Source organism: Xanthomonas sp. CFBP 8445 (genome assembly GCF_025666235.1).
In the GTDB taxonomy this organism is placed as follows: Bacteria; Pseudomonadota; Gammaproteobacteria; order Xanthomonadales; family Xanthomonadaceae; genus Xanthomonas_A; species Xanthomonas_A indica.
Genome location: NZ_CP102594.1, coordinates 1,942,648 through 1,969,518, shown reverse-complemented (window position 1 = coordinate 1,969,518; position 26,871 = coordinate 1,942,648). Strand labels below are relative to the sequence as shown.

The window sequence follows — 26,871 nt, the reverse complement described above, 5'->3', positions numbered from 1 at the left end:
AGGCCACGCCTGCGCGTCGACCTGTGCTTCACCGGACACAGGCACCTCCTCGACCTGCGCCTCGGCACGCTAGGCACACCCTCGCGCCGCACGCCCGTGCGCGTTTTCCTATCTGACCTACCCAAGCCACGTTCAGCCGGCATTACCGCAAAATTAGTACATAAATGTATTATCTACATATGTACAAGAACCTGAGTCGGTCATGAGCCGTTTCGCCTCTACCGAGCAGCGCCTGGACGTAACCGCGCGCAAGCATCCGCCTTTTCCGCGCGAAGCGGCGCTGCTGCTGCGGCTGATCAAGTTGCTGCACAAGGTGAGCCTGGACCAGAGCAACGACCTGCTGCGGCCCTACGGCCTGAGCTACGCCGAATACAACGTCTTGATGATGATCGACGCCAGCCCGGACGGGACCCTGAACCCGTCCCAGCTCAGCGACGCGGCCGGCGAGAAGTCGGCCAACATCACCCGGCTCACCACACAGTTGGTCGACAAGGGGCTGATCCAGCGCATGCCGAGCGCCGCGGACCGGCGCATGCTGCTGCTGCGCCTGACCGACGCCGGCGAGCGCCTGATCGAAGCGCTGATCCCGGCCCTGTGCGCCCAACTCGACGCCTATGTCCAGCATCTGGATCCGGCGGCGATGGCGCAATTGCAGACGCTGCTGAAGGCCTTGCTGCGCGGCGTCGAGGACGCGGCATGAACACGCCGCAGCCCAACGCGGCCGCCGCTGCCGAAGCCACGCCGGGCCTGCGCACCCTGCTGGCCGACGCCCTGCGCGGCGAAGGCGACGCCTGGCTGTTCGTGCTGCGCACCTTGCTGTCGATCTATCTGGCCGGCTGGATCGCACTGCGCCTGGACCTGGCCTCGCCGATGACCGCGATGATCACCGTGGTGGTGGTGATGCACCGGCAGACCGGCATGGTCTTCGCGAAGGGCTTCTACCGGATACTGGGCACGCTGATCGGCAGCGTCGCCGCGCTGACGATGGTGGCGCTGTTCCCGCAGGAACCGGTGCTGTTCGTGCTGGTGCTGTCGCTGTGGATCGGTGCGTGCACCGGCGGCGCCCTGCTGTACCGCAACTTCAAGGCCTACGCCTTCGTGCTGTCCGGCTATACGGTGGCGCTGATCGCGCTGCCGGCTGTGAACCAGCCGCAGAACGTGTTCAATCTGGTGGTGGCGCGGGTGACCGAAGTGGTGCTGGGCCTGCTGGTGACCGGCATCGTCAGCGACGTGGTGTTTCCCAGCCGGCTGCGCCAGACCCTGCGCGACACCGTGCGCCGCGCTTCAGACGGCTTCCTGGATTTCGTCCGCGACGCCACCGGCGGCCAGCTGCCGCGCGAAGCGATGGAGCAGGCGCACCTGCGTTTCGTGCGTGACGCGGTGACCATCGAGGATCTGCGCAGTTCCGTGGTGTTCGAGGATCCGGAAGCGCGGGTACGCAGCGGCCGCCTGCGCCTGCTCAACCAGCGCTTCATGGCGGTGTCGACCAGTTTTCAGGCGCTGCATCACTACATCAACCGGCTGCTGCGCAGCGGCAGTGCGGACGTGGCCGAGGCGTTGATCGGCCTGTACCGGCCGCTGAAGGCCGCGCTCAGCGACCGTGGCGGGCGCGAGGGTGCCGCCGCGACGGCTCGCAAGCTGGCCGCATGCCGCGATGCACTGGCGACGCGTGCCGCCGAGGCGCGCGCACCGCTGGCCGTCCGGCAACATGAGGCGTTCGACACCGGCGTCTCGCTGCTGCGACGCTTCTTCACCGACCTGCATGACTACGTCGCCACCGAGGCGACCCTGGTCGCGCCGCAGCAGTGGCGCACGCCGCAGGACGGCAGCGGCGACACCGCGGTGTTCGTGCGCGGCAACGACTACGCCGCCGCCGCACTGACCGCGCTGCGCAGCGCGCTGCTGGTGGCGACGATGTGCTGGCTGTGGATCCAGGCCGGCTGGATCAGCGGCGCCACCGCGGTGTTCCAGGCGGTGGCACTGAGCGCGATCCTGTCGTCCAGCGCCAATGCGCCGGCTGCAGCGCGCTCGCTGTTCAACGGGTTCGTGTTCGGCATCATGCTGGGCGTGATCTGCCAGTTGCTGGTGCTGCCGCAGATGGACGGCTATGGCCTGTTCGTCGCGGGCACCTTGCCGTTCCTGCTCTTGACCCTGTATCTGGCCTCGAAACCCGCGCTGTACGGCTTCGCCACCGGCGCCAACCTGGCCTTCATCTCGATCCTGGCGGTCCAGCCGACCCCCAGCTTCAACGCCGCGGCCACCTTCAACAGCGTGGTGCCGTTGCTGCTGGGCACGCTGGCGGTGAGCGCGACGTTCGTATTCGTGCCGCCGGTGATCGGCACGCGCTGGCAGCGCCGGCGCCTGCTCGAGCGGCTGCGGCGGCAGACCACACTGGCGGCGCGTGCGCCGCTGCCGGGGCTGGCGCTGCGCCTGGAGAGCGTCAACCGCGACCTGTTCCAGCAGATCGTCGCGCACACCCCGCCCGGCAGCGACGAACTGCGCGACCTGCTCGGCTGGGCGCTGTCGGTGCACGAAACCGGGCGCACCCTGGTCGAACTGCGCCGCGATGCCGCCGAAGGCACGCTGCCGCCGGCGCTGGCCGCCGCGGTGGATGCCGCGGTGCAGGCGCTGGCCGACCTGTATCTGGATCCCGGCCCACAGCGGCACCGCCAGGCCCTGCAGCGGGTGGAGGCAGCCTTGGCCGCCAGCCAGGTGGAGGGCGCGGTACCGCTGCGCTGGAAGCCCACCCGCGAGCACCTGTTGTTGCTGCGCGGCGCACTGCTCGACGCCGATTCCGTTCTCGCCGCGCTGGCCGACACGCCGGCGCCGACCACCGCCACGCCAGGAGCCGACGATGCTGCTGCCCGCTGAAATCTCGATCGCCGGGGTGTACGTGCCTGGCCTGCTGGTGCTGGGGCTGGCCCTGCTGCTGGTCGCCTGGGCACTGGACGCGGTCGCCGGTCGCGCCGGCCTGTACCGCTACGCCTGGCACCCCTCTCTATTCCGTCTGGCCATCTACGTGGGCGCGTTCGCCGCACTCGGCCTGCTCCTTCTTCCGTGAGTCCCGCCATGAAGACCCCTGCCCTGATCCGTTTCGCCCTGACCGCCATCGTGGTGCTGGTCGCCGCCCTGCTGGCGCATGCGCTGTGGCGCCATTACATGCTCTCGCCCTGGACCCGCGACGGTCGCGTCCGCGCGGAAGTGGTGCGCATCGCGCCGGACGTCTCCGGGCTGGTCGATGCGGTGGCGGTGCGCGACAACCAGCACGTCAAGCGCGGCGACCTGTTGTTCAGCGTGGACCGCAAGCGCTATGAACTGGCCCTGGAAAAGGCCCGCGCCAACCTTGCGGTCGCGCAGGCGCAGGCGCGCGCCGCCGGGGCCAGCCTGTCGGCGGCCGCGGCCACCCAGGCGGCCAGCGAGGCCGAATTCCAGATGCGCCGCGCTCAGGCCGAACGGCGCGCACGCGCCGCCGCGGTGATCTCCGCCGAGGCGCGCTCGGACGCCGAAGCCACCGCGCGTTCGGCGCAGGCCGACGTGCATCGCAGCGCGGCGCTGCGCGGCCAGGCCACTGCGGCGCAGGCGCAGGCGGTGGCGTCGGTGGAACAGGCACAGGCCGCGCTCGATCTGGCCGAACTGGATCTGCAGCGCACCCAGGTCCGCGCCACCGCCGACGGCTACATCACCAACCTGGAGGTGCGCGTGGGCGACTACGCCCAGGCCGGCGGCGCGCGACTGGCGCTGGTGCGCGACGACGCGATGTGGGTCTACGGCTACTTCGAAGAAACCAAGCTGCCACGGGTGCACGTCGGCGACCGCGCCGACATCCGCCTGATGAGCGGCGGACTGATGCTGCACGGCCAGGTCGAGGGCATTGCGCGCGGCATCGCCGACAGCGACAACCCCACCGGCACCTCGCTGCTGGCCGACGTCAGCCCCACCTTCAACTGGATCCGCCTGGCGCAGCGCGTGCCGGTGCGCATCCGCATCGATCCGGCCAGCGTGCCGCAGGGCACCCTGCTCGCGGCCGGCATGACCGCCACGGTCAGCGTGCATCCGCGGCGGGAGTGATGCGACACCTGCGCGAGGCCTCTCTGATCATGAGAAAGGCTCATGCATAGGAGTGGCGTTTGTTCTTTTTGGGGAACAGCCGCGACGGGCGTTCCCGGTACGCCTGTGGCGCAGCCGTGGCGCGTCATCCCATCCAACGGCATCGCGCCCGGAGCGGAAACAGAACGCGTTCCTGGCGGCGGACATCGCTAGCGAGAAGACGGGATCCGGCAGCGGAGTGCCGGCGCGATGCTTTCGGCGCGCCATGCCGTCGAAACAGAATGCGGGACGTGCGGGGCCCATCCGCTTTCCGGACGCCATTCCGGGAAGCGGTGGAACCCCGCACGTCCCGGCACGGGGGTCGCGGAGGCTGCCGGCCACGCTGTCGAACGGCGAGAGCGTGATCGAAAGCAAACGCGAAAACATCAACGACGTCGGTCAGCCCGATGGCGCTTCACTGCGTAGTAGAACGACCGCGTCCTGAGTGCATCGCAAGCGCCGACACCGCGTGTCGACTGCGCCTGCGGCGTCTCGGGCGGACGTGGGCGTCCGCCCGCGCGGGTCACTTCTTGCTGGCCTCGCGCAGCGCCGAGTAGGCGTTGAGATAGCCCGCGCCCACTTCCCAGGACGCACGTCCCGCCATCGGCGTGGCGGTGCGCTCGATCAGGTCCTTGACCTGGTCCGGGGTCAGGTTCGGATTGGCCTCCAGCACCAGCGCCACCACACCCGCTACATGCGGCGTGGCCATCGAGGTGCCGCTCATGGTGGTGTAGAACGGCAGTTGCGCCGGGGCGATCAGCTTGGCGTCGGTCTGCGCGGCCAGCGGCGGCAACAGGCCGGTGGAGGCGCGGGTGGAGATGATGTCCACGCCCGGCGCGGTGATGCTGGGCTCGTTGATATGGGTCCAGCTCTTGCCATCGGCGGTGGTGAAGGTATCGCGCTCGCCGGCCTTGCCGCGCGAGGAGAAGTCCGCCAGCGTGCCGTCGACGTTGCCGGCGGCGACGGAGATCACCCACGGCGCCTGCGCGTACGGATTGTGGGTATCCTCCTTGGGACCGTCGTTGCCGGCGGCGAACACGCTGACGATGCCGCGCTTGTACAGCTCGTAGGTGGCCACGTTGACCGGGTCGGCCGGGTCGAACTTGCCGGAGCTGCCCCAGGAGTTGCTGACGACGCGGATCGGATCCTTGAAGCTGTTCTGGTGCGAGGCCGCATAGTCCAGGCCGCCGACCGCGTCCAGGATCAGCAGCACGCCGCTGGAACCGTAGCCGACCAGACTGGCGCCGGTGGCCACGCCGCGGTACTTGCCGCCGGACTGCGCGCCGTTGCCGCCGACCGTGCCGGCGCAGTGGGTGCCGTGACCGGAGCCGGCGTCGGTATTCGGCACGCCTTCCAGATAGGTGACCGGCAGCATCGAATCCAGATTGTGCAGGTTGGTGTTGGCCAGCACGTTCTGCACCACCCGGTCGCCGTAGGCCAGGTCGCGATGCGTGGCGTCGATGCCCGAATCGTTGATCAGCACGCCGACGCCGCGGCCGGTGTACGGCACGGTGCGGCCGAAATCGCCCGGATTGCTCTGCGCGCGGTCGACCCCGGTCGCCTGGCGCGCGTCCTGGTTGAAGTAGCGCAGCGGCGCGTTGTAGTAGATCGAGGCGACGTCGTCGCGCCCGGCCAGCGCCAGGATCTCTTCGGGCGTGGCCAGCGCGCCGGCGATCGGCAGGGTCTGCATGCTGACGCCGCGGGTGATGCCGAGGTCGTGCAACACGGTCAGCTGCGCCGCCGACACCGGCCTGGATTGCTTGTAGGTGATGACGATCTGCAGTTCGTCGGTCAGCGGCGTGCTGGCCAGCTTGGACTCGAGCAGGCTGTCCAGATGCGCGGCGGCTTCGGCCTTGCCGCCGGCGAAGACGCCGCTGGCGAGAACGGCGCAAATGCCGATGGCGAGTGCGGGACGACGGATGGGCATCTGGAATCTCCGGTGAGTGGGCCCGGGACGGGCGGGTGACTGCAGCCTGCCGCGGCGGCACGGCGGCGCCTATCCGGGATCGCCCCTAGCGGACGTGGGTGGAAACACTCAGGGCCGCGTGCATCGCCCGTACGGAGCGGTATGATCGGGACGTAGGCCGCTGCCTCGCCGCGTCGCCGGGCGGAACGCGGGTGCGGTGCGCGGTGCCGGCACATGCAACAGGGGGTTTCAGATGCACATGATGTTCGCAAGGGTTTGCCTGCTGTTCTGCGCCGTGACCGCGTCCGGCGGGCTCGCCGCGCAAGCGCTGCCGGTGCAGGTGGACGTGAGCGGCAATGTGGCGACGGCGGCGATCGGTGCCGGTCCGCATCCACTGGCGGAACTGACGCTGCAGTTCGACAACGCCAGCGATCTCAGCCCGGGTAACCTGGGCCTCAGCGCGCAATTGCTGACCCAGGCGCAGGTGGCGGCACTGCTGCCGCGACTGCCCAGCACGCAAGCCGGCCAGGTGCCATTGCAGTTGCCGCTGCTGATCACGGTGACGCCGCCGCCGAGCGGCGGCCTGACGTTCCGCCGCGTGGTGCATGTGGAACTGCACACGCATGCGCTGGCCTACACCGCCGACAGCACGCTGCGTCTGTTCAAGTCTCCGGTAGGCGGCGAGTTCCGCGACATCACCGATGAGATCGCGCCCGGCAGCGTCCGCGCCCGCGGCACCACCGGTGGCTTCTCGCAGTTCATCGTGATCCACGACCTGCGCCCGACCGCTACCGTGGTGGCCGCCAAGCTGAGCCGCCTGCAGGCGCTGGTGGCGCAGTTGCCCGCCAGCGAGGCGACGCCGCTGGCGACCATGTTGAACAGCGTGCAGAGCGCGCTGGCCAACGCCGACTACAGCGCCGCCACGATGGCGCTGGACGGATTCCGCGAGCAGGTGTCGGCGCGTGCCGGCCAGGGCATCGCGCAGACCTGGAACGCCGGCATGAGCGAAGGCAACCCCGCCGGCGAACTGCTGGCCGGCGCGGCCACGCTGCGCTTCTCCATCGACTACCAACGCCTCTACGCGCCTTGAGCGCTGCAGGATTGGTCACGCGCACCGCGACGGAGGACATCCCGCGATGCCCGCGCGCCTGACCGCCTACCTGCCCGACGCCCCGGCGCCGACGCTGCTGCTCGCCGCCGGGCAGCCCCTGGCGATCGGCCGCGCGGCGGACAATGCGCTGGCGCTGGAACACCCCTCGGTGTCGCGTTGGCACGCACGGCTGCAGCCGCAGGCCGACGGCCACTGGCAGTTGCACGATCTGGGCAGCAAGAACGGCAGCTTCCGCGACGGGGTGCGCGTGGCCGCGCCTGTTGCCCTGGACACGGCGACCTGGCTGCGCTTCGGCGACATCTACGCCGAATTCGCCCCACTCAGCGCAGCCGATGCGGAACTGGCCGAGCGCCGCCAGCGTGCCCGCTGCGACCGCGCCACCGCACTCACCCAGGAACTGGCCCAGGTCGGCAGACTCGACGACCTGCTCGGCGCCAGCCTGGACGCGGTGGTCGAACTAGCCCAGGCCGAGCGCGGTGTGCTGGTCCTGGCCGACGCCCACGGCCAGCGCATCGCGGCCAGCCACGGCACCGGGCCGCTCCCGCTGCAGCACGGGCTCGCCGGCAGCGAGGGTGCGCTGCGACGCGCCCTGCAGCACGGCCAGACCACCGTGGCCCACGACATCGGCGGCGTGCCCTGGCTCGCCGAACGTGCCTCGGTCTGCGCCGCCGGCCTGCGCACCATGCTGTGCCTGCCGCTGCGCGACGGCACGCGGGTGCTCGGCGCGATCTATGCCGACAGCCGCCGCGCCGGCAGCGCCATCGGCGCCCTGGACATGGAACTGCTCGAGGCCTTCTGCGAACGCGCCGCGCTGTGGATCGCCGCGCGCCAGGCGCTGCGCGAGACCGGCGCGGCGCCGGGGCCGGCATGAGCGACGCGGCCACCGCCACCGGCCTGTACGCGCAGGAAAGCCTGCGTCCTGGCGAGGTGCTGGCCGGCCGCTTCCGTATCGAACGCCTGCTCGGCATCGGCGGCATGGGCCTGGTGTACCTGGCCCACGACCAGGCGCTGGGCGTCGACGTGGCGGTCAAGCTGCTGCGCCCGGAGCTGGCGCAGCGGCCGCAGGCCTTCGCCCGCTTCCGCCAGGAGCTGCTGCTGGCGCGGCAGGTGTCCAGCCCGCACGTGGTGCGCATCCACGACCTGGCCGAACACGCCGGGCGCTGGCTGATCAGCATGGACTATGTGGACGGCGAATCGCTGGAAGCGCGGCTGCAGCGCGAAGAGCGGCTGGACGTCGACAGCGCCTTGCGCATCGCCGGCGACATCGCCCGCGGCCTGCAGGCGGCGCATGCGCGTGGCGTCGTGCACCGCGATCTCAAGCCGGCCAACATCCTGCTGCGGCGAGACGGCGATGCGCTGATCAGCGACTTTGGCGTGGCCTGTTCGATGGCCAGCAGCGGCCTCGGCGCGACCCTGGGCAACGTCATCGGTACGCCCGCCTACCTGTCGCCCGAACAGGCGCGCGGCGATGCGCTCGATCCGCGCAGCGACCTCTACGCCCTCGGCCTCATCCTGTACGAAATGCTCGCCGGACAGGTGCCGTTCGCCGGCGGCACCCTATCCGAGACCCTGGCCCAGCGCATGCTGCGCGAGCCGCCGCCGGTGGACCGGCTGCGCGCGGACGTGCCGGCCTGGCTGGTGCGGCTGCTGCAGCGGCTGCTGCGCCCGCAGCCGCGCGACCGGCTGCAGCACGCCGGCGAGGTGATCGCGGCGATCGAGCGCCGGCACCTGCCGCACGACCGCCGGCGCTGGCGCCGGCTCGGCCTGGGCCTGGCCGCGACCCTTGCGGGCGCCGCCCTGCTCGGTGCCGGCGTCTGGCAATGGCAGTCGCAACGCGCCAGCGCGCCGGCGCCGGTGGCGGCCGCGCAACCGCTGCCGCGCCTGCTGGTCCTGCCACTGGCCGGCGATCCGGACAGCGCCGAACAGCGCCTGGCGCTGGGGGCCTGGCTGCGCGGCAGCCTCGGCGAAACGCTGACCGTGGTCGACACCGACCGCACCCGCCAGGCCTTGCGCCAATACGACCCCACCGGCCAGGCGCCGCTGGACGTGGCGGCGCTGCGCCGGCTCGCCTCGGCGCAACGCGTGCTGCAGCCGAGCCTGCAACGCCAGGGCAGTGGCTGGCGCCTGCAGGCGCTGCTGCATCCGGCCAGCGGCGCGGCGCAACACATCGACGGACCGACCGCCGCCGACCCGGCCGCGGCCTACGCCGCCTGGTTGCCGATCGCGTCCAGCGCGCTGCTCGCCGACGGCGCCACCCTGCCCGGCGACCTGCCCGCGCCCGCCGCGTTGCAGGCGTATGCGCGCGGCCTGGCGGCGCTGCAGCGCGACGACAGCGCGCAGGCGCTGCAGCAGTTCGCCGCGGCCAGTGCGCAGGCACCGCAGTCCGCGCCGTTGCGCCTGGCCGAAGTGGTCGCGGCGCAGGCCATCGGCGAAGACCAGAAGGCGCGCGAGGCGTTGAGCGCGCGCGCACTCGCAGCGCCGGCGCGGCCGCGCACCCTGGCGCTGCTGGCGGCGCTGCATCTGGAAGCCGAAGACGATCTCGCCGCCGCCGACCGCGCCTGGCAGGCCTTGGCCACGGCGCGGCCCGACGACAGCGTGGTGCAACTGCAGTTCGCGCGCGTCCAGGCGCAGGCCGGCCATCTGGATGCTGCGCGCGATCGCCTGCGCGCACTGGCGCAGCGCGATCCCGACGATCCGCGGCTGTGGCTGGCACTGGGCAAGCTGGCGATCCTCAGCGGCAACGCCGCCACTGCGGTGGACGACGACCTGCTGCGTGCGCAACTGCTGTTCCGCCGCGGCCGCGACCTCTATGGCGAGGCGGAAACCGTGAACGCGCTGGGCGTGGGCTATGGCCGCCTCGGCCTGGCGCAGCAGGCGCAGGCCCAGTACCTGCGCGCCGTGGAGCTGCGCCGGCAGGTCGGCAATCGCCGTGGCGTTGCCACCAGCCTGCGCAACCTGGCCGGCACGCTGAGCATCGGCGGCGCCTTCGCCGAGGCCGAACAGAAGCTGCAGCAGGCGCAGGCGCTGTATTCCGAACTGGGCGACCGCGACGGCCAGGCCGCCGCCGCCAACGAACTCGGCCTGCTGGCCGAAGAGCGTGGCGACTACCCGCAGGCGCTGCAGGCGTTCCGCGGCGCGCTGACGGCCTGGCGCGCACTCGGCGATGCGCACGGCGTCGCCGAGACGCTCAACAACATCGGCTTCGCGCACTTCCAACTGGGCGACCTGGACAGCGCGCAGGCGTTCTGGGAACAGGCCGCGCGCGCCTACGCCGACCTCAACGACGCCACCGGCCGCGTGCGCACCGCGCAGAACCTGGGCCTGCTGGCCACCGCGCGCGGCCACTGGGCACAGGCGCAGACGCTGCTGACCCAGGCGCTGCGCGAGGCCGAGCGCCACCAGATGCTCGAGGAAGTGGCGGTGAGCCGGCGCAACCTGGCCGAACTGGCGTTCTGGCAGGGCCAGCGCGCGGTGGCGCTGACCGAACTGGACCAGGCGCAGCGGCTGTTCCAGCAGAGCCGCGACCAGCGCGGCCAGACCGACATCGCCCTGTTGCGCGCGCAGGTGTGGCTGGCGTTGGACGACCCGGCGCAGGCGCGGCTGGCGCTGCAGCAGGTGCAGCGGCAAGCGCCCGCCTCGGTGTCCAGCGAACAGCGCGCCAGTGCCGCGCTGCTGCAGGCGCAACTGGACGAGCGCGACGGCAACGCCGCCGCGGCCGCCGCGTCGCGGCGTCAGGCCGAGGCGCTGGCGCGCACCAGCGGCACCCGTCTGCTGCAACTGCAGGTACAGGTGCAGGCCGCGCACGACGAACCCGCCCTGGCCGCGCTGGAGGGCGACATCGCGCGCCTGGGCCATGCCGGGCTGCGCCTGCGTTATCTGCAGCAGGCGCTGCGCTACGGCGCGGCCGAGCAGGTGGCGGCGCGCTACGCGCAGGCGCAGGCCCTGCTGCTGCGCGGCAGCCCGCTGTTCGCCGCGGCCCTGCACGCGCAGGCCGCGCAGCGCCTGGAGGCGCTCGGCGACCACGCCGCCGCGCAACGCGCGCGCCGCGCGGCGGCGCAGGCCGCCGAGGGGTCATCTGTCGCACGCGCGGGCGCCACGCCATGAATGACGTTGCGGCCGCCGAACGCTACCGCCTGCTGCTGCAACGCCTGGAGGCCAACGAGCGCGAGTTCCGCCGCCTCGGCCGCGCCGTGGTCAAGGTCCAGGAAGACGAGCGCCGGCGCCTGGCGCGCGAGCTGCACGACGGCGTCGGCCAGAACCTCACCGTGCTCAAGCACCGCCTGGCGCAGCTGGGCGCGGCGCTCGGCAGCGCCGATGCGGCGCTACGCGCGCCGCTGGAGGACGCCATCCAGCTGTGCACGCAGGCGCTGGAAGACACCCGTCAGATGTCGCGGCTGCTGCGCCCGCCGATCCTCGACGACCTGGGGCTGGAAGCGGCCCTGGGCTGGCTGGGCCGCAGCCAGTCCGCCGCCGGCGCCACCCCGGTGACCGTCGAGATCGGCCCGCTGCCGGCGCTGGACGAAGCGCTGCAGACCCTGCTGTTCCGCAGCGCGCAGGAGGCGCTGACCAATGCGCTGAAGCACTCGGGTGCGCAGTCGGTGCTGCTGCGGCTGGTCGCCCGCGACGGCTGGGCGCAGCTGCAGGTGCTCGACGACGGCCGCGGCTGCGATCCGCAGCAGGCACTGGTGGCCGGCGGCAGCGGCCTGAGCGGCCTGCGCGAACGCCTGCGCCTGAGCGGCGGCAGCATCCGCCTGCAATCGTCGCCGGGCGAGGGCTGCTGCGTGCAGATCCGGGTCCCGCTGGAGGCCGATTGAAGGTCATCGCCCTGCCCCAGTTCCGCGCCCGCGCGGCCCTTCAGACGCGATCGGCATCGTCGCGGGCAGTGGCCGCCTGCGCCAATGCGCGCAACGGACGCGCACCGGCATGAGCGCACCGATCCGCGTGCTCATCGCCGACGACCACACCCTGGTGCGCGAAAGCCTGGTCGCCGTGCTCGACGCGATCGACGGCATCCAGGTGGTGGCGCAGGCCGCCGACGGCATCGAGGCGCTGGCCAAGGCCGAGGCGACCAATCCGGACGTGGCGATCGTGGACATCTCCATGCCGCGGCTCAACGGCATCGACGTGGTGCGGCGGCTGTGCGAGACCGTGCCGCTGGCGCGGATCCTGGTGCTGACCATGCACGAGGAACACGAATACGTGCTGCACGCGGTGCGCGCCGGCGCGTCCGGCTACCTGCTCAAGGACAGCGCCAGCGCCGACCTGATCGCCGCGGTGCGCAACCTGCACGCTGGCCGCGGCCACTTCTCGCCGCAGGCGGCGCAGGCGCTGGTGACGCAGATGCAGCAGCCGCAGGCGCTGCCGCCCGACCCCTACCGCGGCCTGACCGCGCGCGAGCGCGAGGTGTTCCACCTGATCGTGGAGGGCCGCACCACCAAGGAGATCGCGCGGGTGCTGCAGATCAGCGTCAAGACCGCCGAGAACCACCGCTTCCGCGTGCTCAACAAGCTGGGCATGCGCAATACCGCCGAGCTGGTGCGCTACGCGGTGCGCCACGGCCTGCTCGACTGAACGGCGCCGCATAGCCGCGCCTTCGCCGCGGCTGCGCGCACTCCATACGCCATAGTATCCTGGGGGCCTCGGCCGCGCCGCGGCCCTAGCCACGAGCGAACGCATGAGCACCTATCAAGCCCCGTTGACCGATCTCCGCTTCGCGCTGCACGACGTGCTGCAGGTGGAGGCACTGTTCGCCCGCCTGGGCCATGCCGACGCCAACGCCGAACTGATCGACGCGGTGCTGGAGGAAGCGGCGCGCTTCACCGGCACCGTGCTGGCGCCGCTGAACCGGGTCGGCGACGAGCACGGCTGCACCCTGGACAAGGCCACCGGCGCGGTCACCACCGCACCCGGCTTCCGCGAGGCCTACCAGCAGTTCGCCGAGGGCGGCTGGACCGGGCTGACCGCCGCCGCCGAGTTCGGCGGCCAGGGTCTGCCGCACACCCTGGGCGTGCCGCTCAACGAGATGGTCAATGCCGCCAACCTGGCCTGGGGCAACTTCCCGCTGCTGTCGCACGGCGCGGTCGAGGCGCTCAAGCAGCACGGCGAGGCGTGGCAGCAGGAGGTGTTCCTGAAGCCGCTGGTGGACGGCCGCTGGACCGGCACCATGTGCCTGACCGAGCCGCATTGCGGCACCGACCTGGGCCTGCTCAAGACCCGCGCCGAACCCAACGCCGACGGCAGCTGGTCGATCAGCGGCACCAAGATCTTCATCACCGCCGGCGAGCACGACTTCACCGACAACATCGTGCACCTGGTGCTGGCGCGGCTGCCGGACGCGCCGGCCGGCGCCAAGGGCATCTCGCTGCTGGTCGTGCCGAAGTTCAAGGTCGCCCGCGATGGCAGCGTCGGCGCGCGCAACGCGCTGCGCTGCGGCTCGCTGGAGCACAAGATGGGCATCCACGGCTCGTCCACCTGCGTGATGAACTTCGACGGCGCCGAAGGCTATCTGGTCGGGCAGCCGCACAAGGGCCTGCAGGCCATGTTCACCATGATGAACACCGCGCGCCTGGGCGTGGGCCTGCAGGGCATCGGCCTGTCCGAGCGCGCGTACCAGAATGCGCTGCGCTACGCCCGCGAACGCCTGCAGTCGCGTTCGCTCAGCGGTGCCAAGCTGCCGGAGAAGCCGGCCGACCCAATCCTGGTGCACCCGGACGTGCGCCGCATGCTGCTGACGGTGAAGGCGCTGACCGAAGGCAGCCGCCTGCTGGCGCTGCACGCCGCGACCCTGATCGACATCGCGCACAGTGCACAGGACCCGGCCGAGCGCGAGCAGGCCGACGTGCTGGTCAGCTTCCTCACCCCGATCTCCAAGGCCTGCCAGACCGAGTGGGCGGTGGAGAACACCTACCACGCGCTGCAGTGCTTCGGCGGCCACGGCTACATCCACGAACACGGCATGGAGCAGTTGGCCCGCGACGCGCGCATCACCACCCTCTACGAAGGCACCACCGGCATCCAGGCGCTGGACCTGATCGGGCGCAAGACCGCGTCCAGCCAGGGCGCCGGGCTGAAGCTGTTCCTGGCGCAGATCGAGGCCTTCCTGACCGAGCATGCCGACAACCCGGCCGTGGCCGAGTTCATCGCCCCGCTGCGCGAGAAGGCCGCCGAGTGGGCCGCGCTGACCAAGCGCATCCTGCAGCGCGCCGCCGGCAATCCCGAGGAACTGGGCGCGGCCAGCTACGACTACGTGTTCTATTCCGGCTACGTGGTGCTGGCCTACTGGTGGGCGCGCAGCGTCGCCGCGGCCGAGGCCTCGGCGCACGGCGAGGCGTTCAAGCAGTCCAAGCGCGAGACCGCGCGCTTCTACTACGCCCGCCTGCTGCCGCGCACGCTGACCCACGCTGCGGCCATCGACAGCGGCGCCGAGCCGCTGATGGCGCTGGCCGACGCGCAGTTCTGAGTCCGCACGCCTGCGTCCGCGCAGGCCGCCCCGGCACGCGCGCCGTGCCGGGGCGGCACCGCCGGTGGCGGCCGATACACAAACCGTCACCAATCGGGTATAAGCTGTTTTCCCGATGGAGACAGACACAACAACGCTTGGTCTGATCGATACCGGGGCCTGCGGCGCCTCGGCCGCGGTCCCGTCGCCCGCGGCGTCCCCTTCCCACCTGCCTTCGGTCCGGCTGCTGTCGCTGGACGCGCACGGCCGCGTGCTGGACTGGATCAACTGGCAGGACGCGGCATGCCTGTACGCGCGCGGCGCGGTCGCCTGGACCCTCGGCGAGCCGTGCCTGCACATCCATGGCGGCATCTGTCGCGCCAGCGGCGAGCGCAGCGTGCTGGAACTGCATCCGATCATTGCCGCGCGCGGCCACGCGCATGCGCGTGCGCTCGATCCGACCCCGACCCTGACCAATACCGCGCTGTTCGCCCGCGACGCGCAGCTGTGCCTGTACTGCGGCCAGCAGTTCAGCCGCCCGCAACTGACCCGCGACCACGTGCTGCCGGTGTCCAAGGGCGGCCGCGACATCTGGGAGAACGTGGTCACCGCGTGTTTCCACTGCAATTCGCGCAAGGGCAACCGCACCCCGCAGCAGGCGTCGATGCCGCTGCTGGCGGTGCCGTACCGGCCGAGCTGGATCGAGCACCTGATCCTGTCCAACCGCAACATCCTGGCCGACCAGATGTCGTTCCTGAAGGCGCAGTTGCCGAAGCGCTCGAAGCTGTCGTTGTAGCGCGCGGCCTCACGCCGCCGTCACACCCGCTGCGACGGATTGCCGCACCCCGGCCGAAACAGGCCATGCCTGCGCCCGCGACTGAACGGGTTGATTGCGCGTGCCCGGAATGGAGAGGAAAATGACAGGTCCGCTGAACCTCCATTCCGATGATCGACCCCACCCGCTATCCGCGCCTCTCGCGCATCCAGGTCCCCGAAGAACTGCGTCGCTTCGATGAATCGGAGCTGCCGGCCATCGCCGAGGAACTGCGCGCCTTTCTGATCGAGTGCGTCGGCAAGAGCGGCGGCCATTTCGGCGCCGGGCTGGGCGTGATCGAACTCACCGTGGCCCTGCACTACCTATACGACACGCCGGTCGACCAACTGGTGTGGGACGTGGGCCACCAGACTTATCCGCACAAGATCCTCACCGGGCGCCGCGACCGCATCCACACGGTCAAGCAGGCCGACGGCGTGGCGCCGTTCCCCAAGCGCGAGGAAAGCGAGTACGACACCTTCGGCGTCGGCCATTCCTCCACCTCGATCTCGGCGGCGCTGGGCATGGCGGTGGCGCTGCAGCGCATGGGCGACGAGCGCAAGGTGGTGGCGGTGATCGGCGACGGCGCGATGACCGCCGGCATGGCCTACGAGGCGCTGAACCACGCCGGCGGCATGGACCCGGAACCGAACCTGCTGGTGATCCTCAACGACAACCGCATGTCGATTTCCGAAGCGGTCGGCGGGGTCACCAAGATGCTGGGGCGAATGAGCGGCAGCAAGACCCTCAACGCCATCCGCGAGGGCGGCAAGAAGATCCTCGGCGACAAGAAGAGCAACCCCACCGCGCGCTTCGTGCGGCGCTGGGAAGAGCACTGGAAGGGCATGTTCGTGCCGTCCACGCTGTTCGAGGAAATGGGCTTCCACTACACCGGCCCGATCGACGGCCACGACCTGCCGGCGCTGCTGGGCGCGCTGAAGACGCTCAAGACCCTGAAGGGTCCGCAGTTGCTGCACGTCATCACCACCAAGGGCAAGGGCTACGAACTGGCCGAAGGCGACCAGATCGGCTACCACGCGGTGGGCCCGTTCGACCCGAGCAAGGGCCTGGTGGCCAAGCCGGGCGCCAAGGCCCCGACCTACACCGACGTGTTCGGCGACTGGATCTGCGACATGGCCGCGGCCGAGCCGGCGCTGCTGGCGATCACCCCGGCGATGCGCGAAGGTTCGGGCCTGGTGCGCTTCAGCAAGGAGTACCCGCAGCGCTACTTCGACGTGGCCATCGCCGAGCAACATGCGGTGACCCTGGCCGCGGGCATGGCCGTGCACGGCGCCAAGCCGGTGGTGGCGATCTATTCGACGTTCCTGCAGCGCGGCTACGACCAGTTGGTCCACGACGTGGCGGTGCAGCAGCTCGACGTGCTGTTCGCGATCGACCGCGGCGGCGTGGTCGGCCCGGACGGCGCCACGCACGCCGGCAACCTGGACCTGAGCTTCCTGCGCTGCGTGCCGCACCTGGTGGTGATGGCGCCGGCCGACGAAGCCGAGTGCCGGCAACTGCTCAGCACCGGCCTGCGCCATCCCGGTCCGGCCGCGGTGCGCTACCCACGCGGCACCGGCCCCGGGGTCGCCCCGGGCACCACGCTGGAGCCCTTGCCGATCGGCAAGGCCCAGCTGCGCGCGCAGGGCCGCACCGTGGCGCTGCTGGCGTTCGGCGCGACCCTGGCGGCGGCCGAACAGGTCGGCCGCGAGCTCGGCCTGAGCGTGGTCAACATGCGCTTCGTCAAGCCGCTGGACCGCGCCTTGCTGCTGGAGCTTGCGCAGAGCCACGAGGGTTTCGTGACCATCGAGGACAACGTGGTGGCCGGCGGTGCCGGCTCCGGCGTGGCCGAACTGCTCAACGCCGAAGGCGTGCTGCGCCCGGTGCTGCACCTGGGCCTGCCCGACGCGTTCCAGCACCACGCCAGCCGCGAGCAGCTGCTGGCCGAAGCCGGCATCGACGCCGCCGGCATCCGCGCCGCAGTGCTCAAGCGCTGGCCGCAGCTGGCCACCAACGCCAGCGCACCGCGCACCGCGGCGGGCTGACCGCCGCGGTCACCGGCACCGCACGCCGCTGCGTGCCGTGCCTGCCTGCTTGCGCCGCTGCGCGGATCCGGACGCGCCAGCGGCCGCATCGTCCGGGTCACGACAGCCCGCGCACCGGCTAGGGCGCGATCACCTCGTCACCACGGGCACGCAACCGGTCCAAGGGCTCGCCAGGCGCCTGCAGGGTCTGCACCGGCAGCGCCGCGAAACTGGAACGGTTCTGCGCCAGCGCCCGCTCGGCCGCCTGCAACCACGCCGCCATGGCCCGCTCGCGCACATCACCCAGCCCCAACTTGCGTGCGATCGCCGCTTCGCCGACCGCGTCCAGACAGACCCGGTACTGATCGTTGGCGGGCAACGTGGCCAGCGTGTCCAGATCACCTTCGGACCAGGCGTTGGCGCGCTGGCGCATCGTCTCCAGGTCGCGATCGATGACCTGCAAAGTGCGCGCGAAGCACGCGCTGTCGTTCAACGCGGTCACCCGGAATTCCTGCAGCGCGCGCTTGGCATCGGGCACCTGACCTCCACCACCACCGGCACGATCGGCACCTTGGCGCGCTTGGCCGCACGTTCGATCACCGGCTGCACGACGCTGCCCAGGCTCAGGCCGGATCTGCGCATCGCCGCTTCATACAGTTCCTGCGCGGCGAACACCGGCCGCCAGCGCTCCACGCTGCCGTCGCGGCCCAGGTAGCGCGCCTTCAGCGGCAACCAGCGCGCATAAAGGTCCGGCGGCAGCACCTGCTGCAGCGTGCGGTCATCGGGATTGCGCCGCGCCTTCAGCAGGGACGGCAGCAGCATCAGGCTGCGGAACATGCCCAGGCCGGAATCCAGGGTGACGGTCGGCGCCGCGATCACCTGCTGCGATTGGGGCGATCACCCGCTCCACCTCGGCCGATTCCCACTGCATGCGCCTGGGCAGCGGCGACACCGTGCCGAGGATCCACAGCACATGGTCGCCGCGGCGGACCTGCCACAGCCCCGGGCCGGGCTGGCGCCCGCTCACCAGCACCGCCTCCAGGTCGACCACCGGTGGGCTGGTTGGCGCGGTGGCGCGCGGTGGTGGCGGCGCGGCCGGCATCGCGGTCTGCGCCTGCGCCGCCGGCACCGCGACCGCCAGCAACGTGGCCGCCAGGCACAACAGCGTCCGCAACCGGTGCGCGACGCATCGCCGTCTGGTTTTCGCGGGCAGCGTGTCTGCCCTGCCCCCCGCCGATCGCGGCGGCATTAGCCGTCCAGTCTGGGCAGATGCGCGGCCAGCGGGTCGCTGTCGGCCAGCAATTCGAAGCGCTCCCACAGGAAGCCCGGCGCCACCATGCAGCGCACCAGGCAATAGTCGGCCAGCGGCCGCGCCGCCTGCCAGGTGCCGGCCGCAATCACCACCGAGGGCATGCCGCCGCGCTCGCTGGCATCGAGCCGGTAGCGCTGCAGGCCGTGGTGCGGGTCGAAGCCGAGCAGTTCCAGCGCACCGCCCTCTTCCCACTGCCAGGTCTCGTCGGCATCGATGCGGTGCCAGCGACTGATCTCGCCGCGCTCCAGCAGGAAGCGAATCGCGGTGCAGGCCGGGCGCAGCGTCTGTTCGTGCTGCACCATCAGGGCCGAGGTATGCACGCGCGCATAGCGGCCGCCTTCCGGGTGCGGCAGCAGCGACAGGTCGCGCACCAGGGCGGCGATTCGGAAGGTGGCGGCGCTGGACATGCGCCCAGTCTAATCCCGCGGTGTGGCCGCGCGCATGTCAGGCACTGCAATCCGCGCGGCCGGCGCCGGCCGCGGTCAGGCCAACGGCAGCGAGTCGCGTGCGGTCGCCGCAGGAGCCAGGCGCCGGCCGTGGCGCAGGCACAGGGCGAAGAACACCAGCAGGTCCCAGCTGTAGCGCTTGAGCAGGCGCCGCGGCTCGCGCAGCAGGCGGTAGATCCATTCCAGGCGCAGCCGACGCACCCAGGCCGGCGCGCGCTTGGCGGTGCCGGACAGGAAGTCCAGCAGCGCACCCACACCGAATGCCAAAGGCACCTGCAGCTGCCCCGCCTGCTGCAGCAGCCAGCGCTCCTGCAGCGGATTGCCGAAGGCCACCAGCAGCACGTCGGCGCCGCTGGCGTTGATGCGTGCGGCCAGGCCAGTGCCGGCCGCGGCGAACTCGGCATAGCCGTCGCAGGTGCCGACCACCTGCTGCCCCAGCGTCTGCCGCAAGGTCTGCGCCGCGGCCTCGGCCACGCCAGGGCGGCCGCCGAGCAGGAAGAACCGCAGCGGACGCGGACTCTGCTGGCAGAGCGCCGGAATCAGGTCGGTGCCATTGAGATTGCCGGCGAAGCGGCGGCCGTGCACCAGCAGCGCGCCCAGGTCCATGCCGATGCCGTCGTTGACGACGCACACGCCCGGCGCGGCCAGACGCTCGCGCAGGGCCTGGCACTGCACCACGAAGTTGGTGTTGGCGAAGAACACCTGGCGGCGCTCGCCGCGCGCCAGCGCCTGCAGCAAGCTGGCGACGAAATCGGCTTCGGTGCTGCGCAGGATCGGATAGCCGCCCAGTGCCAGCACCTCGCCCGGCGCGCGCTCACCAGAGGTCATGCGGAAAACTCTCCAGCAGGCCGCGCTGCACCGCGGCCAGGTCGAACACCGTGTTGCCGCCCAGGGCCACGCATTCCTCCACCGTGTGCCCGGCATGCCAGCGGCTGCGGCCGGTGCCGTGATAGTAATCGTCGTACTTGAAGCGGTCCTCACCGTTGCCCCAGTCCAGGTACACCGAGGGCACGCCGTAGGCTTCGGCCAGGATCAGCCCGTGCAGGGAACTGGACACGATCAGGTCGGCGCCGAGCAGTTGCCGCACGAAGGTGGCGGGCTGCCGGTTCGGCAGCACCAGATGATCCTTGTAGCCGGCGTATTTCTCCACCGGTTCGTTGAAATGCGGCACCACCAGGAACGGCCGCCGCGCCGGCGCCGGCGCCAGCGCCTCGCGCGGGAAGAACAGCGGCATCAGCAGGCCCGGGTCGCCGTACACCTCCGGCACCTGCAGGCCGCGCTCGCGCAGGAAGGCGCGGGTCTTGGGTCCGCGCACGGCGCGCACGTCGAGCTGGCGGAAGCTGTGGCGCTCGGCGGGGATCTTGCCGTTGACGCCGCTGCCCCAGACCGTGTCGCCATCGCGGGCGAAGTGCAGCACCGAGCCGATCGCGATCAGCCGCCGACGCTTGTCGCGCTTGTCCAGCAGGGTGCGGTCGCGCTGGCCGAGCACGTTGGAGACGATGATCTTGGAAAGATGATCGCCGACGTTGATCTCGCCATTCTTCGGCTTCCACCAGAACAGCGCCCGGCGCTCTTCGTAATCGATCCATTTTTGCAGAGTGGACATCGGTCCTCCTTGGTTGCGCGGGGGTACGGCGAACACGCCGACGGCGTGTGCTCAGACCGCGCCGTCGGCGAACAGACGTGTCTCCGGATAGGCGGCCGGGTCCAGCACCCGGTCGGTGGTGTCGGACCAGCTCAGGCACTGGCGATGGCGCACGTGCGGCGCCTGCAGCGCCTGCCCGATGGCGGCGACGATGGACGCCTCGTCGCCCGGGGTGTAGCCGAAGCGCGACGGATAGCGGCCGACCACGGCATTCGGGCACACCGCCGGCAGGCCGAAGAAGTCGTACTGCAGCAGCTTCATCGAGCTGTCGGCCAGGTAGGCCGGCACCTGCTCGGACGCGTACGGCGCGATGCCGAAGCGGGCGTGCTTGATGTAGCGGATGGTCTCGGCGTGCTTCATCTCGCCGTACACCACCACGTTGTCGCCATAGCCCGGCGCGCGGCCCATGCCCGAACCGATCACGTGGAAAGTGACCTGCGGGAAGGCGCGGCTGGCGGCGACGAAGAACGCGGGATCGAACAGCATCGAGCCCACCGCCACCGCATGGATGCCCTCGCCGTACGGCGACGGGTCGCCGAGCGTGTGCAGGTCGTGGTCCACGCCGTGGCCGACGTGGTACACGTTGTGGCGGCTGGCGACCTCCTCGGCCATCGCCGGCGACACCAGTGCGATCACGTCCAGGCTCGGCGCCACGCGGTCGAACTCGCGTTCGATGTAGTCGGCGACGTTGATCGTGCTCAAGCCATCGGAGGCGCGATACACCTTGCGCGCGGTCGGATTGATCCGCGCCGCCAGCGCGATGAACGCCACCGCGATGCCGCTCTCGAACACGATCACGTCGGCCTCGCGGATCCAGCGGATCAGCATGGCCGGCGCCCAGGCCGCATACAGCTTGAACATCAGGTCTTCCAGCGGCCGCAGCCAGCGCCGACGGGTGTTGAACGGATGCAGCGGCGCGCGCCACAGATAGCAGTCCACGCCGTTGTGGCGGACCACCTGGTTGGCGCTGGCGTCCAGCGGCAGGCGCAGGTCGCCCTTGAGTCGCGACAGCAGGCTGTAGCGCAACGAGAAGAAGCGCGTGGGACCGCGCCTGGCCAGCTCGTCGGCGATGAAGTGGATGTTGGCGCGGCGTGGCGTGCGGTAATCGTGCGCCGACAGCACCAGGTAGCAGGGTGCACGGCCGCTGGCGGCCGCGGCCGGCGCAGACGCGGACAGCGTCGCTGCGGAAGAGTCGCTCATGCCGTCGCTCCTATGCGGGATGGAAGAAGAAGAACACGCTGGCGCACCTCGCTCATCGCTTGCTCCGTGCCTGGCGCAGCAGCGTGCGCATCTGCAGGATCGCCAGCACGTCGCGGCGGAACGCCGGCCACAGCGCGAACACCAGCAGGCCGGACAGCGCCATCGCCGCCGCACCGACGACCAGCTGCAGCCACAACGACGCACCGCCCCAGTACTGCGCGGCGAAATAGGCGGCGACGCCGCAGACGCCGTAGCCGAGCACCGCGCGCAAGGCGTTGTTGAACAGCTCCCAGGCGGGAATCTGCGGCGCGATGCGTGCGATCCAGATCACCGACAGCGGCCACATCACCAGCAGGCCCAACGTATAGCCCACGGTCACGCCCATCACGCCCCACAGCGAGCCGGCGAAGATGCAGGCGATCAGCATCACCCGCCCCACCACCGAATACACCAGCTGCTGGCGCATCAGGCCCAGCGCCAGGAACACCCAGTAGGTGGCGTAGGACGCGGTCTGGAAGATGCCGCCGAGGGTCAGCACCTGGAACAGCGGCACGGCGGGCCGCCACTGCTCGCCCAGCACCAGCACGATCAGCGGCATCGCCAGCGCGCAGGCGAAGGAAAACAGCGCCACGATCAGGTGCACCATCACCGTCTGCCCGCGCAGCAGGAAATTGCCGAAGCGCGGCGGGTCGTCCTGCAACTGCGACAGCACGGGCAGCGCCACCGAGGTGGCCGGTGCGTTGATCTGGTTCAGCGGCATCATCAGCAGCTGGAACGCGCGGTTGTACAGGCCCAGCGCTTCGGCGCCGATACGATGGCCGATGATCACCTGGCCGACATTGCGGCTGGCGTAGCCAAGCAACTGCGCCGCCATCAGGTTCCAGCCGAAGCTCAGGAAGGTGCGCATCGGCGCGTCGCGCCGGTAGCCGCGCGGCAGCCAGCGCGCGCAGGCGCCGGCGATCAGCAGGTTGACCAGCGCCTGCACCACCTGTTGCCAGACCAGCGCCCAGTAACCGTAACCAGCCAGGGCCACGCCGACGCCGGCCAGCAGGCCCAGCACCTGCGCGCCGACGTCGCTCAGCGAGACCTGGCCGAAGCGCAGCGCGCGGCTGAGGTGTGCGCGGTACTGCGTGGTCATGCCGTTGAGCAGGAAGGTCACCGCCAGCGCCTGGGAAATGCCGAGCAAGGCCGGCTCGCGGTAGAAGTGCGCGATCCACGACGAAGACAGGAACACCACGATCGCCAACAGCAGGCCGATGCCGCTGTTGATCCAGAACAGGTTGTCGCGCTGCTCGCGGCTGACGTGCTTGGCCTGGATCGCCGCCGAGGACAGGCCGAAGTCGCGCAGGATCTCGGCCATGCCGACGATCGCCGTCACCATCGCCATCAGGCCATAGTCGTAGGGCGTCAGCAGCCGCGCCAGCAGTACGATGCCGCCGAACTGCACCACCATCTTGGCCAGTTGCCCGGCCATGGTCACCGCCGCACCGCCGGCCGCGCGCGCGCCCAGCCCGGGTTGCGGCGCCGCCGGCCGCGGGGTCTCGGCGCTGCTCATGCGCCCTCCCCGCGGCCTGCGGTCAGTGCCTGCAGATAGCTGCGGTAATGTTGCAGGCCGATGCCGTTCCAGTCGCGCCGCGACAGATCCGGCACGGCATCGGCCGGCAACTGCTGCGCCTGCGCCAGGGCCTGCGCCAGTTGCGCCGCATCCAGCTCGCCGCGGTACAGCTGCACCCACTGCGCGCCGACTTCGTCGGCGATGGCGGCATTGGCCTCGCTCCACGGCGCCAGCACCGGACGCGCCAGCGACAGCGCCAGCAGCAGGGTGCCGGAGTTGTGCATCTGCCGGTACGGCAGCACCACCAGTTCGGCCTCGCCGATCTCCTGCGCCAGCACCGCGTCCTCCACATACTGCAGCCGTGCGCTGATCCGCGGATCCTCGGCACAGGCGCGCTCGACCACGCCGCGGATCTGCGCGTCGATCGGATTGCCGGCGATGCGCAGGCTGAGCTGCGGATCGGGCAGCGCCTGCAGGGTCGCGATCAGCGTCTCCACGCCCTTGTACGGGCGCAACAACCCGAAATGCAGCAGGCGCCCGGGCACGCGCGGCGGTTGCGGCAGCGGCGCGTACCAGTCGCGGTAGTGGCCGTGCAGGATGGTGTCGGTGGCCGGCGCGCGCGCGGGCGTGGTGGCGTTGATGCGGATCCAGCGCGCGGTCTGGCGGTCGATCCACCGCAGCAGCAGGCGTTCGCGCCAGCCCTTGTCCTCGTGCGGCGCCACGTTGTGCAGGGTGCGCACCAATGGCACGCCGGCCAGGCGCAGGCGCAGCAGCAACAGGGCGACGCAGACCTGCTTGGCCAGCGTGCCGAGCGCCGTGCGATGCCGCAGCAGGTACTCCGGCCAATGCAGGTGCAACACGTCGTAGCGCGACAGCAGCGCCGCACGCATCGAGAAGAAGCGCAGTTGCACCTGCGGCGGCAGCGCCGCGTAGAGCTGGGTGAGGTAGGGATTGGTGGTCGCGGTCGGGCGCTCGGTGGACAGCAGCACGGTGACTGTCGGCGCGGCCTGCTGCACCGCGCCGTGGCGCTGGCGCTCGCCGCTCATCGGCCGCCCTCCGCGCCGCCCAGCGCCAAGTCGTACTCGTCCAGATAGGCGCCGACCACCCGGTCCCAGTCGTAGCGATGCGCATAGGCCATCGCCGCGTCGCGTTGTGCGGCGAAATCCGCGTCGGTGCCGGCGGCAAAGGCGCGCACGGTGGCCGCGGCCGCCTGCGGGTCGGCCGGGTCGACCAGCACGCCCTGCCCCGACTCGCGGTGCAGGCGCGCGAACGGCGGGATGTCGCTGAGAATCGGCAACAGGCCGGCGCTCATCGCTTCCACCGCGGCCAGGCCGAAACCCTCGTGCCGCGACAGGCACACGAAGTACTGCGCGCTGCCGAGCAACTGCGCCAGTTGCGCCTGGGTCGGCGCCACCTGCAGGCGCACCCGCTGCTGCAGGCCGCGCTCGGCGATCGCCTGCTGCAGGTCGGCCACGCTGAAGTCGTATTCGCGCCCGGCCACAATGAGTTGCCAGGCCGGGTCCTGCGCGGCCAGCGCGCGTACCAAATCCAGGGTCTCCAGCAGGCCCTTGTTGACCGACCAGCGCCCGAAGTAGATCAGCGTGCGCCCGGGCGTGGCGCTGCCCTGCCCGGCGAACTTGTCCACGTCCACCCCGTTCTCGATCACCCGCAGCCGCTGCGGCGCGACCACCTGCGAGAACAGCCGGCCATCGTTCTCGCTGGTCGCCACCACCCGTGCGTAGGCGAGCGCCGAGGCGCGGGTGAGGGTCTTGAACCAGAGCATCTTCAGGCGCGAGGCGTAGGTGGTGTGGAAGAAACCGCCATGGGTGGACACGATCATCGGCACACGGTGCAGCGGCCGGGTCAGGGCCAGGAAGTCGTAGAAGAAATCGATGCCGTGCACGTGCAGCAGATCGGCGCCGCGCACCGCCGCCAGCACCGACGGCGCCAGCGGATAGCGCGAGGAGCCGCGATACGGCAAGCGCACGATCGGCACGCCCTGGTGCGTGTCGCGCGGGGCCAGGCGCTGCTGCGGGTCGGTGAACACCCGCTCCAGGCTCACCACCTCGACCTGGTCCTGGCCCTGCTGCAGATGGCGGCGCGCGATGTTCAGCACCACCTCCTCCATGCCACCCACCGACGGATGGAACTGGCGCACCACATGCACCACCTTCATGCCGTCGCTCCTGCGGCCGCGCTGCGGCGCACTCCGATCATCCACGGCGCGATCCGCACCAGCACCGCGCGCATCGGGACGCTGGCCAGCACCGCCAGCACGCTCACCGACACCGCCCAGGCCGGTCCCCAGGCATCGCCGCGGACCAGGCCGGTGCGGGCGGCCACGCCGGCCATCACCGAGAACAGCAAGGTGTGCGTGCACAGGATCAGCAAGGTGTTGCGTCCGATCCACTGCAGCCAGGCCCAGTGCTGCACCAGGCCGGCGACGCACAGCGCCATGGCGCTGCCGAGCAGGCTGGCGGCGAGGAAGCCCAGCGGGGAATCGCCGAACTTGAGCATGTTCACGTCGACGCGGCCGTTGTGCCATGCGATCGCGAACCAGGCCGCACCCAGCAGCGCCGCCGCCAGCGCATTGCCGGACGGCCGCGCCGGCCACCAGTACGCCCGCGTCGCCGCCAGTGCGCCGATCGCGAAGAAGCACAGCGCCACCGGCAGCACATCCAGCGAGAACGGCAGGCGCATGTCCAGCCCCGGAAACCAGCAGGCCCAGCCCCAGGCCAGCGGCAGCGACAGAACTGCCAGAGCCGGCACCGACAGCGTCCGGCGCAGGGCCAGATACGCCAGCGTGGTCACGAACAGCGCCGGCAGGAACCACAGCGCCGGCATGACGTAGAGCTTGGGGCCGATGCCGCTGACCAGGCCCAGCAGCGGCTCCCACCACGGCCGGTCGCCCCACAGTTGCGCCTTGCTGCCGATATGCCGGGTCAGCATCCAGTACGCGTAGGCGACGAAGAAGAACGCCACGTAAGGCAGCAGCAGGCTGCGCGCCAGCTTGCCGACCGTGGCCAGGGTCAGCGGGCGATTGCCGAAGGCCTCGCCGACCCAGCCCGACAACAGGAAGAACATCGGCACGTGGAAGCTGTAGGCGAGGATCACGTAGGCATGCGGAATGCCCTTGGCATGGCCGAACACCACCAGCAGGATCGCCAGCGCCTTGGCCGCATCGATGCGCGTATCGCGCGGCGCACCCGTGCGCGCGGTGCGCGCCCGCGCCGGCACGGACGCGGAAACGGCCGTGGCAGGCGCACTCATGCCGTCACCACCGGAATGCGCGCGGCCGGCACCGTCGATGCCGCCGGCAGCGCAGGCGCATCGC

At 71.1% G+C, this 26,871-nt stretch carries 23 protein-coding genes; 12 read left to right on the top strand and 11 right to left on the bottom strand.

All coding sequences use genetic code 11. The features are described from left to right. The first annotated feature begins 202 nt into the window (after positions 1-202). The 4 genes from NUG21_RS08300 to NUG21_RS08285 are packed head-to-tail and all read left to right on the top strand — an operon-like array spanning position 203 to position 4,068. On the top strand, positions 203-700 hold the full coding sequence (locus NUG21_RS08300; RefSeq protein ID WP_019797268.1) for a MarR family winged helix-turn-helix transcriptional regulator: 498 nt from the start codon (positions 203-205) through the stop codon (positions 698-700). After that, on the top strand, positions 697-2,871 hold the full coding sequence (locus NUG21_RS08295; RefSeq protein ID WP_263392784.1) for an FUSC family protein: 2,175 nt from the start codon (positions 697-699) through the stop codon (positions 2,869-2,871). The genes NUG21_RS08300 and NUG21_RS08295 overlap by 4 nt, the downstream gene beginning before the upstream one ends. Beyond that, complete coding sequence (locus NUG21_RS08290) at positions 2,855-3,061, top strand: DUF1656 domain-containing protein (protein ID WP_263392783.1); 207 nt, start codon at positions 2,855-2,857, stop codon at positions 3,059-3,061. Before NUG21_RS08295 ends, NUG21_RS08290 begins: the two co-directional genes overlap by 17 nt. Positions 3,062-3,069: 8 nt before the next feature. Then, positions 3,070-4,068, top strand: coding sequence for an HlyD family secretion protein (locus NUG21_RS08285; protein WP_160945960.1), 999 nt, complete (start codon positions 3,070-3,072; stop codon positions 4,066-4,068). Positions 4,069-4,609: 541 nt separating this feature from the next. Here the strand turns inward: NUG21_RS08285 and NUG21_RS08280 are convergent. Next, positions 4,610-6,013: a S8 family serine peptidase gene (locus NUG21_RS08280; RefSeq protein ID WP_160945958.1), complete on the bottom strand. Its 1,404-nt coding sequence runs from the start codon at positions 6,011-6,013 to the stop codon at positions 4,610-4,612. Positions 6,014-6,245: 232 nt separating this feature from the next. On the opposite strand from NUG21_RS08280, the gene NUG21_RS08275 reads away from it, so the two are divergent. The 8 genes from NUG21_RS08275 (at position 6,246) to dxs (ending at position 17,400) form a co-directional block, all read left to right on the top strand. After that, positions 6,246-7,082: a DUF6689 family protein gene (locus NUG21_RS08275; protein ID WP_263392782.1), complete on the top strand. Its 837-nt coding sequence runs from the start codon at positions 6,246-6,248 to the stop codon at positions 7,080-7,082. Positions 7,083-7,128: 46 nt separating this feature from the next. Continuing rightward, on the top strand, positions 7,129-7,974 hold the full coding sequence (locus NUG21_RS08270; RefSeq protein WP_263392781.1) for an FHA domain-containing protein: 846 nt from the start codon (positions 7,129-7,131) through the stop codon (positions 7,972-7,974). Further along, positions 7,971-11,207 (top strand): serine/threonine-protein kinase, encoded by a 3,237-nt coding sequence (locus NUG21_RS08265; RefSeq protein WP_263392780.1) that lies wholly within the window; start codon positions 7,971-7,973, stop codon positions 11,205-11,207. Before NUG21_RS08270 ends, NUG21_RS08265 begins: the two co-directional genes overlap by 4 nt. Beyond that, positions 11,204-11,917 (top strand): sensor histidine kinase, encoded by a 714-nt coding sequence (locus tag NUG21_RS08260; protein WP_263392779.1) that lies wholly within the window; start codon positions 11,204-11,206, stop codon positions 11,915-11,917. The genes NUG21_RS08265 and NUG21_RS08260 overlap by 4 nt, the downstream gene beginning before the upstream one ends. A 109-nt stretch (positions 11,918-12,026) precedes the next feature. Continuing rightward, positions 12,027-12,674, top strand: coding sequence for a response regulator (locus NUG21_RS08255; RefSeq protein WP_263392778.1), 648 nt, complete (start codon positions 12,027-12,029; stop codon positions 12,672-12,674). Between the two features lie 103 nt (positions 12,675-12,777). After that, on the top strand, positions 12,778-14,562 hold the full coding sequence (locus NUG21_RS08250; protein ID WP_263392777.1) for an acyl-CoA dehydrogenase C-terminal domain-containing protein: 1,785 nt from the start codon (positions 12,778-12,780) through the stop codon (positions 14,560-14,562). Positions 14,563-14,677: 115 nt separating this feature from the next. Further along, positions 14,678-15,337 (top strand): HNH endonuclease, encoded by a 660-nt coding sequence (locus NUG21_RS08245; RefSeq protein WP_026143548.1) that lies wholly within the window; start codon positions 14,678-14,680, stop codon positions 15,335-15,337. A 149-nt stretch (positions 15,338-15,486) separates the two neighbouring features. Beyond that, complete coding sequence (dxs, locus tag NUG21_RS08240; RefSeq protein ID WP_263392776.1) at positions 15,487-17,400, top strand: 1-deoxy-D-xylulose-5-phosphate synthase; 1,914 nt, start codon at positions 15,487-15,489, stop codon at positions 17,398-17,400. Positions 17,401-17,518: 118 nt separating this feature from the next. Here dxs and NUG21_RS08235 read toward each other — a convergent pair whose 3' ends face one another. The 10 genes from NUG21_RS08235 to NUG21_RS08190 all read right to left on the bottom strand — a co-directional run bounded on the left by NUG21_RS08235 (position 17,519) and on the right by NUG21_RS08190 (position 26,807). Next, positions 17,519-17,872, bottom strand: a complete 354-nt coding sequence (locus NUG21_RS08235; RefSeq protein ID WP_263392775.1) for a TraB/GumN family protein — start codon at positions 17,870-17,872, stop codon at positions 17,519-17,521. A gap of 5 nt (positions 17,873-17,877) precedes the next feature. Continuing rightward, positions 17,878-18,258 carry a TraB/GumN family protein gene (locus NUG21_RS08230; RefSeq protein WP_019798277.1) on the bottom strand — a complete coding sequence of 127 codons (381 nt, stop codon included), beginning with the start codon at positions 18,256-18,258 and terminating at the stop codon, positions 17,878-17,880. A gap of 369 nt (positions 18,259-18,627) precedes the next feature. Beyond that, positions 18,628-19,098, bottom strand: a complete 471-nt coding sequence (locus NUG21_RS08225) for a cupin domain-containing protein (RefSeq protein WP_263392774.1) — start codon at positions 19,096-19,098, stop codon at positions 18,628-18,630. Positions 19,099-19,173: 75 nt separating this feature from the next. Further along, a complete protein-coding gene (locus NUG21_RS08220) occupies positions 19,174-19,965 on the bottom strand; it encodes a WecB/TagA/CpsF family glycosyltransferase (protein ID WP_160945948.1) in 792 nt (263 codons plus the stop codon). Then, positions 19,952-20,743 carry a polysaccharide pyruvyl transferase family protein gene (locus tag NUG21_RS08215; protein WP_160945947.1) on the bottom strand — a complete coding sequence of 264 codons (792 nt, stop codon included), beginning with the start codon at positions 20,741-20,743 and terminating at the stop codon, positions 19,952-19,954. The genes NUG21_RS08220 and NUG21_RS08215 overlap by 14 nt, the downstream gene beginning before the upstream one ends. 51 nt (positions 20,744-20,794) lie before the next feature. Further along, entirely contained in the window at positions 20,795-21,982 is a 1,188-nt protein-coding gene (locus NUG21_RS08210; RefSeq protein ID WP_263392773.1) for a GumK N-terminal domain-containing glycosyltransferase, read from the bottom strand. 52 nt (positions 21,983-22,034) lie between these two features. Continuing rightward, entirely contained in the window at positions 22,035-23,537 is a 1,503-nt protein-coding gene (locus tag NUG21_RS08205) for a lipopolysaccharide biosynthesis protein (protein WP_263392772.1), read from the bottom strand. Beyond that, positions 23,534-24,583 carry a glycosyltransferase gene (locus NUG21_RS08200; protein WP_263392771.1) on the bottom strand — a complete coding sequence of 350 codons (1,050 nt, stop codon included), beginning with the start codon at positions 24,581-24,583 and terminating at the stop codon, positions 23,534-23,536. Before NUG21_RS08200 ends, NUG21_RS08205 begins: the two co-directional genes overlap by 4 nt. Then, positions 24,580-25,713: a glycosyltransferase family 4 protein gene (locus tag NUG21_RS08195; RefSeq protein WP_263392770.1), complete on the bottom strand. Its 1,134-nt coding sequence runs from the start codon at positions 25,711-25,713 to the stop codon at positions 24,580-24,582. The genes NUG21_RS08200 and NUG21_RS08195 overlap by 4 nt, the downstream gene beginning before the upstream one ends. Further along, positions 25,710-26,807 (bottom strand): acyltransferase family protein, encoded by a 1,098-nt coding sequence (locus tag NUG21_RS08190; RefSeq protein WP_263392769.1) that lies wholly within the window; start codon positions 26,805-26,807, stop codon positions 25,710-25,712. Before NUG21_RS08190 ends, NUG21_RS08195 begins: the two co-directional genes overlap by 4 nt. Positions 26,808-26,871 lie beyond the last annotated feature (64 nt).

What these genes read in the sequence shown, in the direction of transcription:
- NUG21_RS08295 (WP_263392784.1), top strand. Translation starts at nt 697, where the DNA reads ATGAACACGCCGCAGCCCAACGCGGCCGCCGCTGCCGAAGCCACGCCG.
- NUG21_RS08270 (WP_263392781.1), top strand. Translation starts at nt 7,129, where the DNA reads ATGCCCGCGCGCCTGACCGCCTACCTGCCCGACGCCCCGGCGCCGACG.
- NUG21_RS08260 (WP_263392779.1), top strand. Translation starts at nt 11,204, where the DNA reads ATGAATGACGTTGCGGCCGCCGAACGCTACCGCCTGCTGCTGCAACGC.
- NUG21_RS08245 (WP_026143548.1), top strand. Translation starts at nt 14,678, where the DNA reads ATGGAGACAGACACAACAACGCTTGGTCTGATCGATACCGGGGCCTGC.
- NUG21_RS08255 (WP_263392778.1), top strand. Translation starts at nt 12,027, where the DNA reads ATGAGCGCACCGATCCGCGTGCTCATCGCCGACGACCACACCCTGGTG.
- NUG21_RS08285 (WP_160945960.1), top strand. Translation starts at nt 3,070, where the DNA reads ATGAAGACCCCTGCCCTGATCCGTTTCGCCCTGACCGCCATCGTGGTG.
- NUG21_RS08250 (WP_263392777.1), top strand. Translation starts at nt 12,778, where the DNA reads ATGAGCACCTATCAAGCCCCGTTGACCGATCTCCGCTTCGCGCTGCAC.
- NUG21_RS08210 (WP_263392773.1), bottom strand. Translation starts at nt 21,982, where the DNA reads ATGAGCGACTCTTCCGCAGCGACGCTGTCCGCGTCTGCGCCGGCCGCG.
- NUG21_RS08280 (WP_160945958.1), bottom strand. Translation starts at nt 6,013, where the DNA reads ATGCCCATCCGTCGTCCCGCACTCGCCATCGGCATTTGCGCCGTTCTC.
- NUG21_RS08265 (WP_263392780.1), top strand. Translation starts at nt 7,971, where the DNA reads ATGAGCGACGCGGCCACCGCCACCGGCCTGTACGCGCAGGAAAGCCTG.
- NUG21_RS08290 (WP_263392783.1), top strand. Translation starts at nt 2,855, where the DNA reads ATGCTGCTGCCCGCTGAAATCTCGATCGCCGGGGTGTACGTGCCTGGC.
- NUG21_RS08215 (WP_160945947.1), bottom strand. Translation starts at nt 20,743, where the DNA reads ATGTCCACTCTGCAAAAATGGATCGATTACGAAGAGCGCCGGGCGCTG.
- NUG21_RS08220 (WP_160945948.1), bottom strand. Translation starts at nt 19,965, where the DNA reads ATGACCTCTGGTGAGCGCGCGCCGGGCGAGGTGCTGGCACTGGGCGGC.
- NUG21_RS08225 (WP_263392774.1), bottom strand. Translation starts at nt 19,098, where the DNA reads ATGTCCAGCGCCGCCACCTTCCGAATCGCCGCCCTGGTGCGCGACCTG.
- NUG21_RS08300 (WP_019797268.1), top strand. Translation starts at nt 203, where the DNA reads ATGAGCCGTTTCGCCTCTACCGAGCAGCGCCTGGACGTAACCGCGCGC.
- NUG21_RS08200 (WP_263392771.1), bottom strand. Translation starts at nt 24,583, where the DNA reads ATGAGCGGCGAGCGCCAGCGCCACGGCGCGGTGCAGCAGGCCGCGCCG.
- NUG21_RS08190 (WP_263392769.1), bottom strand. Translation starts at nt 26,807, where the DNA reads ATGAGTGCGCCTGCCACGGCCGTTTCCGCGTCCGTGCCGGCGCGGGCG.
- NUG21_RS08275 (WP_263392782.1), top strand. Translation starts at nt 6,246, where the DNA reads ATGCACATGATGTTCGCAAGGGTTTGCCTGCTGTTCTGCGCCGTGACC.
- NUG21_RS08205 (WP_263392772.1), bottom strand. Translation starts at nt 23,537, where the DNA reads ATGAGCAGCGCCGAGACCCCGCGGCCGGCGGCGCCGCAACCCGGGCTG.
- NUG21_RS08195 (WP_263392770.1), bottom strand. Translation starts at nt 25,713, where the DNA reads ATGAAGGTGGTGCATGTGGTGCGCCAGTTCCATCCGTCGGTGGGTGGC.
- dxs (WP_263392776.1), top strand. Translation starts at nt 15,487, where the DNA reads ATGATCGACCCCACCCGCTATCCGCGCCTCTCGCGCATCCAGGTCCCC.